This window comes from Oscillatoria sp. CS-180, from assembly GCF_028330965.1.
Classification (GTDB): Bacteria; Cyanobacteriota; Cyanobacteriia; order Phormidesmidales; family Phormidesmidaceae; genus Halomicronema.
This window is the reverse complement of record NZ_JAQMUB010000047.1, coordinates 19,316-36,229: the sequence shown is the minus strand read 5'-3', so window position 1 is coordinate 36,229 and position 16,914 is coordinate 19,316. Positions and strand designations below refer to the sequence as shown.

Here is a 16,914-nt window from a genome sequence, read left to right as displayed (position 1 = left end):
GAAACGGGCCTGCGGCGAAGATACTTTGGGGGCCACCCCACGGCAAAATAGCTCGGTGCCAGGTTTATACTCCACCCACAGCGTTGTCTCTACTATCAGAGGCAGCGCTGTTACTCTATTTTCCTCTGGCCTATCTCCCCCTACTCTACCGACCTGTCTGGCTCAAATACTTCGACCTTCCTGAACGACAAAAGCATTTGAGCGTGGCTACAGGAATGGATTTCATTTTCTTAGAATAATAATGTAGGTCATAGGCTTTATGTTGTGGCAAAACGTCAAACAGGCGAGTGCCCTTTGTGCAAACGCTGGTTAATGCTAGCGTTTCATCATTTGATTCCTAAAAAGCTGCACCGAAGAACTCGATATAAGAAAACCTATTCAAAAGCAGAACTTAATGAAGGTATCTGGATCTGTCGCCTGTGCCATGATGGTATTCATAGTCACTACGGTGAAATGGCGTTAGCAAAGCACCTCTGTACTTTTGAGCAAATCAAAGCGGACCCCAATATTCAAAGACATTCAGAATGGGTAGCTAAGCAAAAGGTCAAGTCCTAAAGACAAAAAAGAGCATAAGTATCAGCGAAATGAATTTGTTTCGGTTTGATGGTTGTTGAAAACGGGCTAGCTGGTGTCTTTAGAGCGGCTAGTAATTTGGGCGATAGTAAGGATGTTCAATGAATCGATCGCACTCACTTTCCTGCTCTAGAAGCATCTTGATAACCCGTTCTGCCGGCCAGAATAGTGAGTTCACAAGGTTGTTAGAAGCTGAAGGTTGGAGCGTTATCGAGATGCCTGCCCTGGAAATTTGTGCGCCGTCTAGTTGGGAAGCTTTGGATGCAGCGATCGCTCAATTGGCTAATTATGACTGGTTAATTTTGACCTCAGCTAACGCAGTCCATTTTTTCTTGGATAGATTGAAAGCAATTGCTGGGGATTTGGCAGATTTGAAGACGTTGAAACTTGCCGTTGTAGGTAAAAAAACGGCAAAAGTTTTAAAACAACGTGGGTTAACACCGAATTTTATCCCACCCAGTTTTGTGGCAGATTCTTTGGTTGCTGATTTTCCAGGATCGTTAGCTGGTTTGAAATTGCTGTTTCCTAGAGTAGAGAATGGGGGGCGGGATATTTTGGTGCGAGAGATGACTGTGGCAGGAGCAGAAGTAACAGAGGTTCCAGCGTATGACACAGGTTGTCCCCAGGCTCCAGACCCAACAGCAATCTTAGCTCTCCAATCTCATCAAATTGATATTATTACGTTTGCTAGTTCTAAAACAGTGCGCCACACTTGTCAATTGTTAGAACAGGGTTTGGGGAGTATATGGGCAGATTATTTGAAAACCGTTGCTGTTGCTTCTATCGGTCCTAGAACGTCAGAAACTTGTGTGGAACTGATTGGGCGAGTAGATATTGAAGCTGACGAATACACTTTGGATGGCCTAACAAGAGCGATTGCACAATGGGTCAGCGCATCATCGGATTAACGGGGGGCATCGCTACTGGCAAATCAACTGTTTCCCGTTATTTAGAAGCACGCTATGGTTTGCCTATTTTAGATGCCGATGCCTATGCACGACAGGCAGTGGCACCTGGAAGCAAAATTTTGACAGCGATCGCTGAACGCTATAGCCAATCCATCCTGAATGATGACAACACGCTCAATCGCTCGCAGCTTGGTCAGATTATCTTTAACGATGCTGCGGAAAAGCTTTGGGTAGAACAACAAATTCATCCATTTGTGCGACAGCAATTTATAGAGGAGATGAGAAAGGTCGCGATGCTTCCTGTTGTCGTACAGTCAATTCCACTTTTGTTCGAGGCAGATTTGACGGATCAAGTGACTGAGATTTGGGTAGTGGCCTGTTCTGAGGAAGTGCAGCGAGCGCGACTGATAGCCAGAGATCATTTATCGCTGCCGGCAGCGACAGCCCGTATTGCTAATCAGTGGCCCCTACAGCAGAAAATAGAGCTAGCAGATGTCGTTTTGGATAATACATTGACCCTGGAAAACTTGTACCAACAGGTTAATCATGCATTGGCTGTTAATTAGCGATCGCCCCAATGGTTCCCTGCACAGCGATTTGGTAAGTGGTTGGCGAAACTAGCAGCATTTGTCCCCGTTTACCTGCTGAGACTGCGATTTTATCAAACTGGGTAGCGGAGATATCTAGGAATACCGGATAGGATTTTTTGCAGCCCAGGGCAGTGACACCACCCCGAATGTAGCCAGTTAGTCCCTGCACTTCTTTGAGGGGAACGGTTTCAACTTTTTTATTGTCTGACATTTTGGCAAGAGCTTTGAGGTTGAGTTTAGCGTTGGCCGGTATCACTGCCAAACAGACACCGGAGCGATCGCCTCTTGCCACAAGCGTCTTGAATACTTGCTCGTGAGGCAGACCTAACTTATCTGCAGCCCGTTCCGCTGCCAAATCATTCGGATCGACTTCGTAGAATAGCAATTCATAGGGAATACTCTGCTGTTCAAGAATTCTGGCTGCATTCGTTTTCATGAGAACACGAATTGATTCAGAAAGGGGTTTAGGTCTTGCAATCGGCTGCCTTTAAAGCACTTAAGACAGGTAGTGCAATGCTTCACTGATGAGCGTAACAGATGAGAAGTGCTTAGTGACTGACTCCGTAGGTTTCGAGGCTATCTTCCTAACTTTTATCCCAAAAGTGTTACGTATGTATGTATAAGGCGGCTGAAGGACGTTTTGAGGTTTTTGATTTGGCGAACAATAGGGCAGGTCTCTACCACCTTTTCCCATTCCGCTGCAAGACGTCTCCTGATTGTCCAAGTCTGCATTTCATTACAGAAAGTGATGTAATCGTGATATAGTTCAAACTAACTATAATCAATCAGATGGGAGACTTCCCATGAGTCGATTTCAGGCGTTCGTTGACTTGGGCATGAGTGCGACCAAGGCTGCCTTTAATGATGGAGTAAGCTTCGCAAGCTATCTTTGTCCTTCGAAAGTAGCTGATTTACCGCCCTCAGAGCTGACGATTCTTAAAGATCAAGCTGACCAGTTGGGTACGGGAATTGAATCTGGTGCGTATTTACAGTTGGGAGAGCAGGCTTTTGCTTTAGGCGAGGATGCTGAAGGCCGCCCAAACAAGAGCACCGAAATGCTGCGGAAGAGTGTCTTAGCCAAATTACGGGTGCTAGGCGCAATAGGTGAATTGGCCCATCAGAATCGAACCTATGATCTCAATATCGACATTGGTATTGCCTTGCCCTTTGATGAGTACATTTCCGAACAGCATGAGATCAGTGAACAACTAAAAGCTATCAGTTCTTTCGTCTATCGGGGGCAGACGATTAACCTAGCAATTAATCATCTCAAAGTTTTGCCTGAGGGAGCTGGATTGGTTCAGTGGCGCAAGATGCAAGCTTTGCAACAAGGACAGCCTGCCAATAAATCGTATGTTGTTGTTATTGTCGGTCATCGCGATTTGACATTTTTGATCTTCCGTCAGGGTAAGCCGCCGACTGGCGAACCTAGTGGAACGGCACGAATGGGGTATTTGGAATTCTTGCATTCGGTTTCACAGGGCATTTGTAAACCTGAAAATCCCTATCTATTTGAAGCACTTTTGCAAGGACGCGAAACGGTTTCATTCCCTGATCAACCTGGGAGAGTTTTTGATTTGAATGATCGCGTTCGCCGCTCTGAAGATTTTTATTGGGAACAAGTTAAGCACCACTTGAGTGAAAAATTTGCCTATCTTGATATTCCCAGCTACGAAATTCTAGTTGGGGGTGGTACGGCGCACACGCTTCTGAAGACCCGTTTGGATAAACTGCTGAATTCCTTACCGGGAGGAACAGTCAACTGGCTGCCGGAGATTCAACGAGAAGTCTGTACGGTTTTGAATGTTGTGAATCCAGCTGACCAGATTCGCTTTGCAGACTGCTATGGTGGCTCTAAATGGCTAGCTATTAAATTTGGCCGCCCCTTGGAGGCTGTATCATGACATCTTCGAAAAGCGCCCGTCGGGTGTCGTTGAAGGTGGAGGCCGCTCCTAATTCTCTGGAAGCCAAGCTGCTTGCCCATGTGAAGAAAGATCCGATTACCCCGAGTCGCGAGGTGATGTTACGGGCGTTAAAGGCTTTCTATTTGCCATGGGCATTAGAAGGCGAAGTCAGTGATGAGGAATTGAAAGCGATCGCTCAAAGTGCGATCGAAGAGCTACAGTTTCGCATTTTTCAAATTCGGCAGCGCTATCTAAATACAGAGGCGTCAGGTTATCGCCCTGCGGCTGTACCAAACTTTACCTCAAATGGAGCGGCTGCTTCTACGCCACCGCCACCTGAAGTGTCAATTGAAGCAATGCGAGAGGCTATCAACCCAGCTGACCTAGACGATTTTTAGAGTTCTATCAGTTGCCCAAAGTTCAGGTTTGTTTCCTCCGAATAAGTTGGTTTGGTTGGATGATAAGGAGCCCAGCAACATTTATCAACGTTGGGGTTCAGTCTGTTCAGCACCGGCTTAAATTCAGCTGCTGTTCTTTGAACCGCATAGGTGAGAGGATTTAGCTGTTCAAGATGCCGTTTAGCTCTGCCTTCCACCCAAATGCTATTGAATGCACAAGCTTAGATAATTAAAGCCATATTCTAGAAGTGACGACAGAACAGACTATAGACAGTTGTGCGCTCATACGCAAAACAGCCACAGCGATAAGCTGAAGCTGTTTAAAGGTATTCAATTTTTAGCAAGCTACTATGAGACTACAAATGCGATAGAGAATACACCTGCAACCAGGGCTGCTGCCATGACTCCTAAAATGATGTAGTTGCGCTTATCGGTAGCGGTCGGAGGCTCAGCTTCGTACATCTTAGGCTCCACTGCAAAGTTGTTTAGCCGACCACCATCTTCAACGGTATAGCGCATAGTAAACTTCCCTTTCGAAATGTTTGCGTTAAGTCCACATTAACAGACTTTCGAGATAAGTCTACACACTTCTTAATGTTTTTAGATTTTTTCGAACTTTCGATGGAGGTGACAAGGAAGAGTGCTACTCCTCTAGATAGTCTCGAAAGAAGTCGACTTGAAGCTGTGCTGCACTGCGCTGTAGTTCAAGGTCAAAAATACTGTGACCCACCCCCTCGAACTCATACATCGTTACAGGTACTTCATTTTCCTCGATGACATCGTGAAAATTGCGGGCCATGTCGACTTGCAGAAAGTCTCCTGAACCGTGGAAAATCATGGTCGCGGCCTCGACATCTCCTGCCCCATAAAGTGGTGAAATGTATCGATAAACCTCAGGATTCTCCATTGGTGTCAGCCCAGTTAGGTAAGACAGTAGGGAGGAATATCCCAACTGCCATTCTGTAAAGGCGTCTAATAGCGAGCACTGAGGATTAGCGGCAGCAAACACGTCTGGGAATCGGGTAATTGCTTGAGCGGCGTAATAGCCTCCATAAGAACACCCGGTAACACCCAATTGGTCTGACCTAGCCCAGCCTTCGCCTACCAACTGTGATGCTATTTCAACGCCCTCAATAATATCTACTTGCCCAAAGTTGTTGCCTTCTGCCTGCAGCTGATAAACGCTAGTTCCAAATCCTTCTCTGCCTGCTAAGGGCACTGACAAAACTGATATGCCAAAGTTCGGCAATAGATTGAAAGGCATTTCGACTTCAACGGCAAACTCGTTGACCATTGAGAAGCCAGGACCACCCTGCTGCCAAAACACGATGGGAGCTTCAGTGGGAGGGAATGCTGCTCCAGCAGGTTGAATCAAAAATCCTTCGCGTAGGCCGTTACTGGTTTCGAAGCTGACGGGATGGCTCTGGACATTATTGGCTGTTGCTACTTCAGCATTGATGCTTGTGATCTGAGTAGGTGATTCACTGCCATCTGTAGGAACCGAAAATAGCTCTGGGGGTTGGGTAACCGAGGAAAAAGCGTAAATTAGTGTTTCACCATCTTGAGAAACGTGCCAGGACTGCAATCCAGCACTCCCCTCTGGCATAGGCAACGGAGTGAGAATGCCAGAGCCAATTTCGTAGACATAGAAATGGCGGTTAGTGCCTACGGTTGCATTGAAGATGAGGGTATCTTCATCAACGAATTCAGCAGAATTCTCAAGGGGACCATCGAGAATAACATCATCAATGGTGTCGATGAGATTTCCTTCCAAATCCAGTACCTGATAGTAAGACCGTTGAGGATAGAGATAGGTTGGATGTTCTCGGCCTTCTAGTTGCCCTGGTTCTAAATACTTCACCAAGACACGATCGCCCTCTGGACTAATGCTTGCCCCTGCTAACAAATGCTGCTTATCGTCGGTGGCGTTGATTTCCACCATCAAAGGCTCTAAACGAGTTAAATCGTAAACTTTGACAGTGTTTTGCTGTAAGAATAAATTGTCTTCGGGAGGGGTCCTGCCCAAAGCATCTTGATTGACCGGATCGGACAGATTAGGACTATACGGTGTCCGCTCGTACAGATTACGCTCCTCGATAGAAGAGGTGACAAATACAACCTGTTGACCACTGTCAGACCAAACTGGAGGCTGGATGGCTAGTTCTGAAGGCAATCTAGCGACCTCAATTCGGTCCAGCGATCGCAGCGACACTAAATAGATGACATCCTCTTCTTCTTCGTACACTCGCAATGCAAAGCGAGAAAAGTCTGGAGCTGCGCCTAGAATTTCTCCAGCTTCATCCTCTGTGGGATAGACCGTTGTGCGAGATACGATGCCCGTGTTGCGGTTCAGTGAGACAACTTCCCAAGGGCCAAAAAGCCCCTCTTGAACGAAACGAATGGTTTGATTGTCAACCCACTGAATTGGCAGGATAGGACTATAGACCTCATAATCAAGCGCGATTGAGTCAATAACTTCCCCTGTTTCTAAATCAAGAAATTTGACTTGCCAGTCCGTCTGACTTAGGCGATCAAGGGTAGCGATGACCATGGTGGACTGATCAGGACTTATTTCACTCAGGATGATAGGCAATCTCACAGACTGAAGCGTGTCCAATAGTGTCAGCTCATCTTCTGACAGCGTTGGTAACTCCCCCGCTCCATAACCAACATTGATGATTTCTGCCCCTACAGGCAGGCTGGTAATCAGAAGACTGGTCAGACATCCAAGGGCAAATTTGAGGGGACGTAAGCCCAGAGGCGGTGGAAATGAGCAAGAAAAATTTGTCATGCGATCGCGGCTAAGGGGAAAGCGCTAAAAGCGCCAAAAGTCGTTAGATGCCAACTTCCCCCGTTTTATCCGATTTTTTCAAAATTGGGGAGCTTTATCATATATCTTTTGTGAAAGAGTTTGATGGAATTGAGAGCAAAAGGGCTTTGAAAGGGGCATTTTCTCGGTTATCCGCCCTATTCTTATATTCCTTTGACGGGTGTCCCTCAGGCGTTAATCGTCCCATCGGGCATGATCGTTCCGCGCAGAATAGTGCTGGTGAGTTTGACCATCACGCGATCTCCAACGGCCACTTTGGCTCCACTGAGGTCAGCCCCACTGAGGTCAGCCCCACTGAGGTCAGCCCCGATCAAGTTTGCCCCCCTGAGATTTGCGTGACTGAGGTTAGCCTGTAGAAGATTGGCTCGAAATAGGTTTGCATTTGAAAGGTCGGCACGGTTGAGATTAACGCCATGTAGAAAGGCATCCTGCAAGTCTGCACCGCTGAGATTAGCACTGCTTAAATTCCGACCTGAAAAGTCTTTTTCTTTCAAGTTAGCCCCTCGAAGGTCGGTCCCGCTTAGGTCCGAGTTTTGCTGACGTGTACGGGATGAACTGCTAGGTTGGCTATTTGTGTTGCTGGAGACGCGGTTAGGAGGGGGCTGGTAGGTGTGATCAGGATTTTGATAAGTGCGATCAGTATTAACGGTGTAGCTGGGGCCAGTTTCGGAGCGATTGTAGCTTGCATTTCCGGAGCCACTGGGGCTCGCTGTGGTGTAATTATTCCAACCATCATTCGTGTTGGAACGAGAATAGCTGTTGTTACCGGTGTAAGCAGATCGACCAGAACCACTGACACCCCCGTTGCCGTGATGAGAGCGAGGATGGGAGTCGTTTTCTCCGTTGGCTGTATGACCATTGGCATTGGATTCTGGATCACGGGAGCGATAGCTGCTGTCTGCGCTGCGGTAGGCTCGATAGCGATTATCAGCAGACTGAGCATAACGAGACTGATAGGCTCGATAGGGATTTTCGTAAGTTTGGCGTTGGGAAGAGTCTGTGCTGCGATTAGCTGTTTGACCGTAGGTTGAACGCTGCCGATAGGACGGGTTGGAATAAGTGCGGGTGTAGGGCCGAGTCCGTGAACGATAACCGTTGCCGCTCTCTGAGGTTGCCGGCTCAGCACGCGCATTGTTTCGCAGATAATCTCTAGCCTGATTCAGCTGCTTGATTTTTTCTTGGGCTTTTTCAATAAGACGAAGATTGTCTTTGGGAAGGCGATCAGGATGCCAGATAAACACCAGATCCTTATAAGCCTGGTTGACCTCTTCCATAGAAGCACCAGGCTCTAAATCTAGTATTCGATAGGCGTTTTCTAGCTCTTGCATTAAGCTTCGCCGATGATGTGCATACTGCGACTACCGTACAGCTATACAGACAGTCTTGAAAATTACAGTTTATTTATTCTAGTGGGATTGAAATATCGCGTCAGACAGTCAGTGGCTTCAGACTAAGCGTATGAACGAAGATACGCCACTTTTTGCCCATTCACTTAAGCATTCGTCAAAGAGTTTATTAAAAGGATTTAACATTTGCATCCCAGGACCGGCTTAATTCTTTCCATTAGGGAGACTACAGCATCCTAAGATACCTACAGCGGTGTTGAATCTAGCTAGGCTCCAGGAAGGCCAAATGTTCGGCGTTAGAGCACTGGACAGCTCAGTTGGAACGTATGCTGTGGTGGAATGTGCGATCGCGGTTGGAGGTCATGATGCGAATTTTGGTGATGGGGGGAACCCGATTTATTGGGGTGTACCTGACGAGACTTTTAGTTGAACAGGGACACGAAGTCGTCTTGTTTAACCGAGGCAATAAGCCTTCTCCAGTGCCGCAGGCAAAGGTGATTCAAGGCGATCGCAAAGATGCAGCAGCTCTTAAGGAAAAACTGTCTGGTGAGTCCTTCGACGCTGTTTTCGACAACAACGGTCGTGAATTAAGCGACACACAACCTTTAATTGACCTTTTTGACGGCAAACTTCAGCATTTTGTCTATGTTAGTTCCGCCGGAGTGTATCTAAAGTCTGATGAGATGCCCCATCTTGAAGGAGATGCTGTTGATCCCAAAAGCCGTCACAAGGGCAAATTTGCCACTGAAGATTATCTAGTAGCTCAGAATGTTCCGTTCACATCCGTTCGTCCCGTTTACATTTATGGACCGCAAAACTATAACGATGTGGAAGCGTGGTTCTTTGATCGCATCGTACGCGATCGCCCCATGCCTATTCCAGGAAACGGCATGGCATTAACGCAAATGGGACATGTGGCCGATTTAGCAAGAGCAATGGCGGCAGTTCTAGGGAACAAGAGCGCCATTGGTCAGATTTACAACATCTCTGGGGAGAAAGCCGTGAGTTTCGACGGTTTAGCTAGAGCCTGCTGTGTTGCTGCGGGCAAAGACCCTGCCGACACAGAACTGGTCCACTACGAACCGAAAGCGTTTGATTTTGGCAAGAAAAAAGCATTTCCAATGCGCGTGCAGCATTTCTTCACCTCCATCGAAAAAGCAAAAGCCGAGCTGAATTGGAAACCTCAGTTTGACTTGATTAGCGGCTTGAAAGACTCTTTCCAAAATGACTTTCTAGCCTCTGGCCGAGACAAAACTGAGGTTGATTTTTCTCTTGACGAGCAGATCCTTGGTAACAGCTAGGTGCTAAAACCTTGTCTAAGACAGCCTTCGAGCGCTAAATGATGACTCCTTTTAGATGTCGTGAGAGTATTTAGCGCCTCGGTAAGTCAATTCAACCTTGCCGTGCTCCGAATGCGGAATGCGGAACTTTTTGCGAGTTAACCGAGCACCACGATAAGTGCCGATTTCCTCAACTTCCTGTTCCTCAACGGGAAGCAAATGAGCTTCGTAAGCGTGACCACGATAAGAGAGTTTCATGGGATGCATCTCCAAGTAAAGTCAGGAAATCAAAACATTATTTGATGTAAACCGTATCTTTGACTACAGTTTCATTTTTTATTGTATGGGTCAAGTGACTTTTTGGGGATGTTGACCATTGATTCGCAATGTTCTGAGACATATGTTGGTTAGGTCGCGATCGCTCAACAGCCTTGGAAAAGACCTGACTATACTGAAGAACGGCAGAAGGAATTAGGGATTTAAAGGGGGAGACGTGACCGACCGCATTTTGTTTTGGCATCGGCGGGATCTACGAATTAGCGATAATCTTGGCCTTGCTGCTGCCCGGTCGCGATCACCTCAGGTCACTGGTCTTTTTTGCCTCGACCCTAATATTCTTAATCAAGACGATGTCGCCCCAGCTCGGGTGACTTATATGATTGGCTGTTTGGAAGAATTGCAAAGACGCTATGCCGAAGCCGGAAGCGAACTGCTTGTTCTCAAAGCGGAGCCGACTCAAGGGATTCCAGCCCTAGCACAAGCAATCAATGCTACAGCGGTCTATTGGAATCGGGGTGTTGAGCCGTATTCTCGCGATCGCGATACTCAGGTGGCGGCAGCGCTCAAAGAGGTGAGCATTGAAATTAAGACCACATTTTGGGACCAGCTGTTACAGGCCCCTGGCTCAGTGCTGACTGGCAGCGATACCCCTTACACGGTCTACAGCCCGTTCTGGAAAAATTGGCGCGGTCAGTCTAAAGATTCTCCTGTGAAGACATTTGAAGCCGCAGAGGGACTATCGTCAGATTTGAAGGAGCAGGCCGAAAAAGCAGGCGCGATTGCCTTACCTTCAGCTCAAGATTTGGGTTTTGCTTGGGATACCCCTCTCCTTTTGGAGCCTGGAGAGTGGGCTGCACACAAGCGTCTGGATGAGTTCTGTGATGATGATCGCTATGTTGCAGCTTATGGGGACCAGCGGAATTTTCCCTATGTGGATGGCACCTCTCAACTGAGCGCAGCTCTGAAATTTGGCTCGATAGGAATTCGAACGGTATGGGAAGCCGCCGAGGTGGCTTATAGTCGCTGTCGGAGTGACGAAACGCGCAAGAATGTCCAGACCTGGCAGCAAGAGCTAGCGTGGCGAGAGTTTTATCAGCACGTCATGTATTACTTTCCTGAACTGGCTGAGGGTCCGTATCGAGAGCACTTAAAGGATTTTCCTTGGATTAACAATGAGGAGCAGTTTCAGGCTTGGTGTGAAGGCCGTACAGGTTATCCCATTGTTGATGCCGCGATGCGACAGTTAAACGAAATTGGCTGGATGCACAACCGCTGCCGCATGATTGTCGCTAGCTTTCTCACAAAAGACCTCATTATCGACTGGCGTTGGGGTGAGAAATACTTCATGCAAAAGCTGTTTGATGGAGATTTGTCAGCGAACAACGGCGGTTGGCAATGGAGCGCCTCCAGCGGCATGGATCCAAAACCCTTACGAATCTTCAACCCCGCTAGTCAAGCTCAAAAGTTCGATCGGGATGCTGAATATATTCGTCAGTGGGTGCCTGAAATTCGTCATTTGGACACGGGCGAGTTGGTAACGGGCAAGATCCCAGACGATGAATGCGATTGCGCCCAGTATCCCCATCCCATCGTGAATCACAAAGAGCGGCAGGCTCTTTTTAAAGAGAAATATAAGGCTCAAAAGGCGGCTACGGAAGGTTGATCGATCCTTAATTTGAGGTATAGTACAAAAGAACTAAAGCTCTTGCCCGTTTCGCTATGAGTTCCTTGCCATCTTATGGTCGTCTTCGTCGTCGGAGAGAGCGAAAACGATTCAATCTGTATTCTCAGCATTTCTCTGATCACTCTTCTCACAGCTGTTCCCCAGAGAGCAAAGCTGCCAATTTCTGGCAGCGATCGCCGACGCGCTCACTACGAATCAGCATTGTTGGTCTGGCGCTATTAGGCATGCTGATCTGGGGTGTCTCGGAGCTGATTCATCAGCCGCCTCTGGTGGAGGCTCAAGAGGCTCAAGCGCTAGCGTTGCAGTCTCCTTGGAAGGCTGCATCCTTTCCTGTTGAGGATTTCGTAGCCTATACTTCGCCCTTTGGCTATCGTGATCATCCTTTTGGGGGGCGTAGTTTTCACTATGGCCTTGATATTGCTGCGCCGATGGGTAGCTACATTCGAGCTTGGTGGGAAGGGGAGGTTGTAGAAGTCACTGACGACACCGCCTGTGGCACCAGCGTTGTCGTGGAATCAGATGGCTGGTTACATATTTACTGCCACCTGCAGGGGCACGTTGTCGTAGAGGCAGACGGCGATCGCTGGATGGTCGACCACAGCGGCGGCATTCAAATTCGTCAAGGTGACACGGTTAGGAGCGGTCAGCGTATCGGGCGTATTGGCATGACTGGACGTACGACTGGACCTCATCTCCATTGGGGCATGAAGTATCGTGGCAAGTGGATTGATCCGGCTCTAGTGCTGAAAGCAATGAAAGAATGATTTTCCGAAGTTAACCCTGAATCGTGAGCCTTATAGCGGTGTGCAAGTGAAATAACCAGACTCTGTTGCGTGCTGCCTACTCCCTGTTATAGCCGTCTTGTCCTAACGGAACTGACAACGGCTATAGCCGTGAGGTTTGGGGACTAGATCAAAAATTCGCTAGAAGATGCGCTTTCTGTTGCCTACTGCTTGATTAGGTCTCGTTTTTGCAAATCTTGGTTGAGTTTGCCGCTGCGATAGCCTTCCAGATCGAGGGTGACATAGGTGAAGCCATAGTCTTGAAAGGCAGCAACTAAAGTTGGCAGATCAGTGGATTGAATGAAGGCTTTGATTTCAGCGGCAGGCAGTTCGATACGGGCTGTTTCTCCAGCAGAACGGACACGGAGGTTTCGCAGACCAAGCCGTCGCAGATAGCGTTCACATCGCGCTACTCGCTGAAGTTTTTCCTGTGTGATGGATTCGCCATAGGGAAAGCGGGAACTGAGGCAGGGCTGAGAGGGTTTATCCCACCAGGGGAGTCCGAGCGATCGCGATATTTCTCGAACTTCTAGCTTGGTGATGTTGGCCTCTGCCAGAGGCGATCGTGCTCCCCGCTCTTTAGCTGCTTGGATGCCGGGACGATAGTCGTGCAAATCGTCGGCGTTTACGCCATCAACGACATAAGGGTAGCCGCGTTCTAGGGCTAATGGCTTCAGGGTATCGTGTAGCTCACTTTTGCAGAAATAGCAGCGGTTTGCTGGATTGCTAGTGTAATTGAGGTTTTCCATCTCATAAGTCTTGACAATCTCGTGGCGAATGCCAATCTCGGCAGCCTGAATTTTGGCGTCCTCTAGATCATCTGACATGAGGGAAGGGGAATCGGCAGTGACTGCCAAAGCGCGATCGCTTAGTACGTCGTAAGCAACTTTGGCAACTAAAGTACTGTCAATTCCGCCAGAGTAGGCCACAAGGGCGCAGTCCATTTCTTTGAATAGGTTTCTCAGATTCTCTAATTTATTCATAAACCCCAAGTTCTAACTGCATCGCTGTTTGACCAGACTAGCGAATTTTGTCCCTTGAGAAGTGGAATACATTGCTGCGCGCTGGTGAGCCTCACCCTTGCGTTGTGAGCCTTACGCGGGGATTTGAAACCTGTGGTGATAGAGGGACCTTAGAAGGATAAAAATTCTGTGTAGATCCAACTACCATCGCTAAGCTCTGACCAGTTATTCTGAGTACGACCTGTGAGGCTGACAGTCTCGCCATCGGCAATGAAGCCTACGATATCGAACTCCGTACTAGGGCCAGAGAAGATAAGAGCTTCTGTGCCATCACGAGTACTAACTCTAGCGTCTCGAAGAGTGCCTTGATTGGGTGGATTGGCAGGAGGATTGGGTGATGGTGACGGTGATGGTGGATTGGGACTGGGGGTCGGACTAGGGGTTGATGTTGGTGGATCGGGTTGACCTGTGGTTGCTTGAGTGACACGGGGAATCGCATTGGTGCTATACAGAGCAGTTCGGGTCACAGAACCGGCAACGCCATCGACAAATAGATTGTTGCGCCGCTGAAAATTTCGAATTGCCTGCGCAGTGTCAGTGCCGTAGTACTCATTGGGGACAAAGTTATTGGTCACATAACCCAGCTCTCGAAGTCGTCTCTCTAGGGGAATGACCGCAGGGCTACGAGCGCCTACTCGTAAGAACTCGGTGTCTGTTCTATCTGTAGGTTGGGGAGAGGAGTCTTCTATGGGACCGGTGACTCGAATGAGATATCCCGCAACCCAGTTGCCACTGGTCAATTCTGCCCAACCATTTTGATAGCGTCCAGTGATATTGATAACGGTTCCACGGGACAGGGTATTGACAACTGGAAACTGTAGCCCAGGACCTGTACGGATGTTGACACTGAATCCTTCAGATGAATCAATGACAGCTCTGGAACGGCTGGCAGAGCCAGGGCTTGAGGCGCTTGAGCTGATCAGGTTTCCGGCAACCCAACTGTCGTTTGTTAACTGTGCCCAACCGTTCTGATAGGCTCCTGTAAGCGTAATAAGGTCTCCTGGTGATAGGGTATTTACTGCTTGAAATTGAATCCCTGGACCGCTACGAATGTTGACGTTATAGCCTGGCGGAGGATCAATGCGAGCAGGGCCTGCGCCTGGAAAGTTCCTGGCCTGGAGTTGTGGACTGACCATGAGGAGCGCGATCGCACCGCTCAATACGGTTCCTGTTCGCAGCAACAACCGCAGCAGTGGACTGTCTTCCACTTTGCACGGGCTGAGACAGCCGGAGGTCTCATAAATAGTCCATAGGTGAGGGGTTGCTAGAAGTTCCACGATTTAAACGATTAAAATCTCTAAGCAGTTAGCATTTCGCCACTCTCATCCCCAACATTGCATAGAATGTTTTGTTTTGGCGACCCTTTATTGCCAAGATAGGCTTTGAAATGTTTCCAATCAACTATTGACTTCTGCAAAACTTCAAACAACTTTTGCCACGTTGTGAAATAAGATTTACACGTTTTCAAAATTTTTCCAAGATTTTTCCACAATTGAGAGTATGAATAGGTGTGTTGACGCCTGACTAGGCGTTATGGTGCAGGTACTGATCGATAGGCTAAACATTCAATAGGTTCTTAGACTGTGGAACCCAGATTTTATAGTTCCGGAGATGACATTCCTGAAGCGCAGCGCGACCGACCATCCTCAACGAAAGGAGGAGCGAAGCGAGGTATTTTTCGATGGGTGGTTTGGTTTCTAATCGGTTTGTCCAGTGCGATCGCGGGCTTGATTGTCTCATGGCTGACCTACCAAGGGGCTGAAACGTCCGCCATCTCAGTGCCGATGGAGCCGATGGTGAGTGTTTATGTGGCTCCCAATGCTAATGACTTGGTGGGAACTTCGTCGTCCCGAGAGTCGTTGTTGGGACACTTCGCCTACGAGGAAGCCCCCGAAACTGAATTGGTTTCATCAGCTTATGACAGTGCGGTGCAGCTGCGTCCTTCAGCAGTAGAACAATTTGATGCCATGGTTGCAGAGGCTGAATCCCAAGGAATTTATCTGGTTCCGATTTCAGGATTTCGAGCGATTGAAGATCAGCATTACTTATTCTTTGACGTTAAGGCTGAACGAGGACAAACCCCATTGACACGAGCAGAGGTCAGCGCACCACCAGGATATAGCGAACATCACACGGGATACGCTATTGACATTGCGGATGCTAACGCCCCTGGAACTGATTTGAGCGTTGCTTTTGAGGAGACTGACGCCTTTAAATGGCTGGAGAAAAATGCTCCTCGCTATAGCTTCGAATTGTCTTTTCCCAGAGGCAATCCTCAGGGTGTACAGTATGAACCTTGGCACTGGCGGTTTGTCGGTGATTCAGAGAGTTTGAAAACCTTCTATCAAGACCGCTAAGCTAATGAGAGGTTTTGTACACCTCATCGTTCGGGGATGAGCTTGAAAGCTACAGCTATAACCACGTTTACGATCGCATAGACCATAGACCCCCAGGTTGACAAGAGAGTGACTCTGCCAGCTGTCGGACTGTTCTAGTCTTGATAGGGTACAAAACAAAACTCAGAGAAGCTGGTTGAATCATGAGTCAAACAACGCTCAATACTGTGGCGATCGCCATCTTCCTAGTGACGATGAGCGTTTTACTAGGACCTTTGTTGGATATCCCGCAAGCATTTCCGGCGATCGCGATCGTGTCGGTATTAGGGGTTGCCATCATTGACCAAGCCAGTTGGAACGGGACACTTGGCAATCTCTTCGTCAACGGCTTTAATCGCTTATCTGGAGATGAAAGAGAGCGGGTATTACGCCATGAGGCAGGACATTTCTTGGTGGCCTATCTCTTAGATATCCCTGTCGTTGATTATACGTTGAACGCTTGGGATGCCTGGAAAAAGGGAATGCCCGGAGTGGGTGGAGTGCAGTTTGATACGGCTGATTTAGATACAGTTCTGAAAACAGGGCAGCTTCCTGCACAGATGCTTAATCGCTACTGCACGGTTTGGATGGCGGGTATCGCAGCTGAAAAGATGGTTTATGGTCAGGCCCAAGGCGGACGGGACGATCTCCAAAAATTTTCTATTCTTTGGCAGCAGCTTCAGCGACCTATTCAGGAGGGCCAAGTTCGCCAGCGTTGGGCCGTTCTGCAAGCACAAAATCTGCTAGAGAAGCACAAAGAAGCCTATGACGAACTCGTCAATGCTATGGCTGAGGATGCACCCGTACGAGATTGTCTTGATTTACTGGCTTCTACCATGAGTTCTGATGCGACTACGCCGGAAACGCAAAACGATTCGGGTTTCTAGCTAGCGTACACAGCGGCTCACTGTCCTTGGGCTGGAGCAATGTGGTGAAATAGATG

General features: G+C 48.2%; 17 protein-coding genes. 10 read left to right on the top strand and 7 right to left on the bottom strand.

The genetic code is table 11. The annotated features are described in order from the left end of the window. The 3 genes from PN498_RS12070 to coaE form a co-directional block, all read left to right on the top strand. On the top strand, window positions 1–239 hold a 239-nt coding region (locus PN498_RS12070), incomplete at its 5' end, for a hypothetical protein (RefSeq protein WP_272063029.1). 435 nt (window positions 240–674) lie between these two features. Then, window positions 675–1,481, top strand: a complete 807-nt coding sequence (locus tag PN498_RS12065; protein ID WP_272063028.1) for a uroporphyrinogen-III synthase — start codon at window positions 675–677, stop codon at window positions 1,479–1,481. After that, the gene (coaE, locus tag PN498_RS12060) at window positions 1,457–2,047 is read left to right on the top strand and encodes a dephospho-CoA kinase (protein WP_272063027.1); all 591 of its coding nucleotides are present in this window, start codon (window positions 1,457–1,459) and stop codon (window positions 2,045–2,047) included. Before PN498_RS12065 ends, coaE begins: the two co-directional genes overlap by 25 nt. On the opposite strand, the gene ybaK is transcribed toward coaE, so the two are convergent. Beyond that, window positions 2,040–2,507 (bottom strand): Cys-tRNA(Pro) deacylase, encoded by a 468-nt coding sequence (ybaK, locus tag PN498_RS12055; RefSeq protein WP_272063026.1) that lies wholly within the window; start codon window positions 2,505–2,507, stop codon window positions 2,040–2,042. The genes coaE and ybaK overlap by 8 nt on opposite strands. A gap of 367 nt (window positions 2,508–2,874) precedes the next feature. On the opposite strand from ybaK, the gene PN498_RS12050 reads away from it, so the two are divergent. After that, window positions 2,875–3,975 carry a ParM/StbA family protein gene (locus PN498_RS12050; RefSeq protein ID WP_272063025.1) on the top strand — a complete coding sequence of 367 codons (1,101 nt, stop codon included), beginning with the start codon at window positions 2,875–2,877 and terminating at the stop codon, window positions 3,973–3,975. Beyond that, the gene (locus PN498_RS12045; protein WP_272063024.1) at window positions 3,972–4,373 is read left to right on the top strand and encodes a hypothetical protein; all 402 of its coding nucleotides are present in this window, start codon (window positions 3,972–3,974) and stop codon (window positions 4,371–4,373) included. The genes PN498_RS12050 and PN498_RS12045 overlap by 4 nt, the downstream gene beginning before the upstream one ends. 348 nt (window positions 4,374–4,721) lie before the next feature. On the opposite strand, the gene psb34 is transcribed toward PN498_RS12045, so the two are convergent. The 3 genes from psb34 to PN498_RS28495 form a co-directional block, all read right to left on the bottom strand. Continuing rightward, complete coding sequence (gene psb34, locus PN498_RS12040; RefSeq protein WP_272063022.1) at window positions 4,722–4,892, bottom strand: photosystem II assembly protein Psb34; 171 nt, start codon at window positions 4,890–4,892, stop codon at window positions 4,722–4,724. Window positions 4,893–5,016: 124 nt separating this feature from the next. Then, the gene (locus tag PN498_RS12035; RefSeq protein ID WP_272063021.1) at window positions 5,017–7,164 is read right to left on the bottom strand and encodes a S9 family peptidase; all 2,148 of its coding nucleotides are present in this window, start codon (window positions 7,162–7,164) and stop codon (window positions 5,017–5,019) included. A gap of 206 nt (window positions 7,165–7,370) precedes the next feature. After that, window positions 7,371–8,531, bottom strand: coding sequence for a pentapeptide repeat-containing protein (locus PN498_RS28495; RefSeq protein ID WP_334312247.1), 1,161 nt, complete (start codon window positions 8,529–8,531; stop codon window positions 7,371–7,373). 383 nt (window positions 8,532–8,914) lie between these two features. Between PN498_RS28495 and PN498_RS12020 the strand changes: the two genes are divergently transcribed. Beyond that, window positions 8,915–9,850, top strand: coding sequence for an NAD-dependent epimerase/dehydratase family protein (locus tag PN498_RS12020; protein WP_272063030.1), 936 nt, complete (start codon window positions 8,915–8,917; stop codon window positions 9,848–9,850). 51 nt (window positions 9,851–9,901) lie between these two features. Here the strand turns inward: PN498_RS12020 and PN498_RS12015 are convergent, their stop codons facing one another. Further along, window positions 9,902–10,087, bottom strand: coding sequence for a DUF4278 domain-containing protein (locus PN498_RS12015; protein ID WP_272063020.1), 186 nt, complete (start codon window positions 10,085–10,087; stop codon window positions 9,902–9,904). Between the two features lie 235 nt (window positions 10,088–10,322). On the opposite strand from PN498_RS12015, the gene PN498_RS12010 reads away from it, so the two are divergent. Both PN498_RS12010 and PN498_RS12005 read left to right on the top strand, forming a co-directional pair. Then, window positions 10,323–11,771 carry an FAD-binding domain-containing protein gene (locus PN498_RS12010; protein ID WP_272063019.1) on the top strand — a complete coding sequence of 483 codons (1,449 nt, stop codon included), beginning with the start codon at window positions 10,323–10,325 and terminating at the stop codon, window positions 11,769–11,771. 56 nt (window positions 11,772–11,827) lie between these two features. Continuing rightward, window positions 11,828–12,556 (top strand): M23 family metallopeptidase, encoded by a 729-nt coding sequence (locus tag PN498_RS12005; RefSeq protein ID WP_272063018.1) that lies wholly within the window; start codon window positions 11,828–11,830, stop codon window positions 12,554–12,556. A 182-nt stretch (window positions 12,557–12,738) separates the two neighbouring features. On the opposite strand, the gene larE is transcribed toward PN498_RS12005, so the two are convergent. Together larE and PN498_RS11995 are read right to left on the bottom strand one after the other, a co-directional pair. Continuing rightward, window positions 12,739–13,557, bottom strand: coding sequence for an ATP-dependent sacrificial sulfur transferase LarE (gene larE, locus PN498_RS12000; protein WP_272063017.1), 819 nt, complete (start codon window positions 13,555–13,557; stop codon window positions 12,739–12,741). Window positions 13,558–13,706: 149 nt separating this feature from the next. Continuing rightward, a complete protein-coding gene (locus PN498_RS11995) occupies window positions 13,707–14,873 on the bottom strand; it encodes an SH3 domain-containing protein (protein ID WP_272063016.1) in 1,167 nt (388 codons plus the stop codon). Window positions 14,874–15,179: 306 nt separating this feature from the next. Here PN498_RS11995 and PN498_RS11990 point away from each other — a divergent pair, with 306 nt between their 5' ends. Beyond that, window positions 15,180–15,953: a M15 family metallopeptidase gene (locus PN498_RS11990; RefSeq protein WP_272063015.1), complete on the top strand. Its 774-nt coding sequence runs from the start codon at window positions 15,180–15,182 to the stop codon at window positions 15,951–15,953. 182 nt (window positions 15,954–16,135) lie between these two features. Further along, window positions 16,136–16,858, top strand: coding sequence for an ATP-dependent Zn protease (locus PN498_RS11985; protein ID WP_272063014.1), 723 nt, complete (start codon window positions 16,136–16,138; stop codon window positions 16,856–16,858). The last annotated feature ends 56 nt before the right edge of the window (window positions 16,859–16,914 follow it).

Coding starts and splice junctions, on each gene's coding strand:
- PN498_RS12065 (WP_272063028.1), top strand. CDS start 675: ATGAATCGATCGCACTCACTTTCCTGCTCTAGAAGCATCTTGATAACC.
- coaE (WP_272063027.1), top strand. CDS start 1,457: ATGGGTCAGCGCATCATCGGATTAACGGGGGGCATCGCTACTGGCAAA.
- ybaK (WP_272063026.1), bottom strand. CDS start 2,507: ATGAAAACGAATGCAGCCAGAATTCTTGAACAGCAGAGTATTCCCTAT.
- PN498_RS12050 (WP_272063025.1), top strand. CDS start 2,875: ATGAGTCGATTTCAGGCGTTCGTTGACTTGGGCATGAGTGCGACCAAG.
- PN498_RS12045 (WP_272063024.1), top strand. CDS start 3,972: ATGACATCTTCGAAAAGCGCCCGTCGGGTGTCGTTGAAGGTGGAGGCC.
- psb34 (WP_272063022.1), bottom strand. CDS start 4,892: ATGCGCTATACCGTTGAAGATGGTGGTCGGCTAAACAACTTTGCAGTG.
- PN498_RS12035 (WP_272063021.1), bottom strand. CDS start 7,164: ATGACAAATTTTTCTTGCTCATTTCCACCGCCTCTGGGCTTACGTCCC.
- PN498_RS28495 (WP_334312247.1), bottom strand. CDS start 8,531: ATGCAAGAGCTAGAAAACGCCTATCGAATACTAGATTTAGAGCCTGGT.
- PN498_RS12020 (WP_272063030.1), top strand. CDS start 8,915: ATGCGAATTTTGGTGATGGGGGGAACCCGATTTATTGGGGTGTACCTG.
- PN498_RS12015 (WP_272063020.1), bottom strand. CDS start 10,087: ATGAAACTCTCTTATCGTGGTCACGCTTACGAAGCTCATTTGCTTCCC.
- PN498_RS12005 (WP_272063018.1), top strand. CDS start 11,828: ATGAGTTCCTTGCCATCTTATGGTCGTCTTCGTCGTCGGAGAGAGCGA.
- larE (WP_272063017.1), bottom strand. CDS start 13,557: ATGAATAAATTAGAGAATCTGAGAAACCTATTCAAAGAAATGGACTGC.
- PN498_RS11985 (WP_272063014.1), top strand. CDS start 16,136: ATGAGTCAAACAACGCTCAATACTGTGGCGATCGCCATCTTCCTAGTG.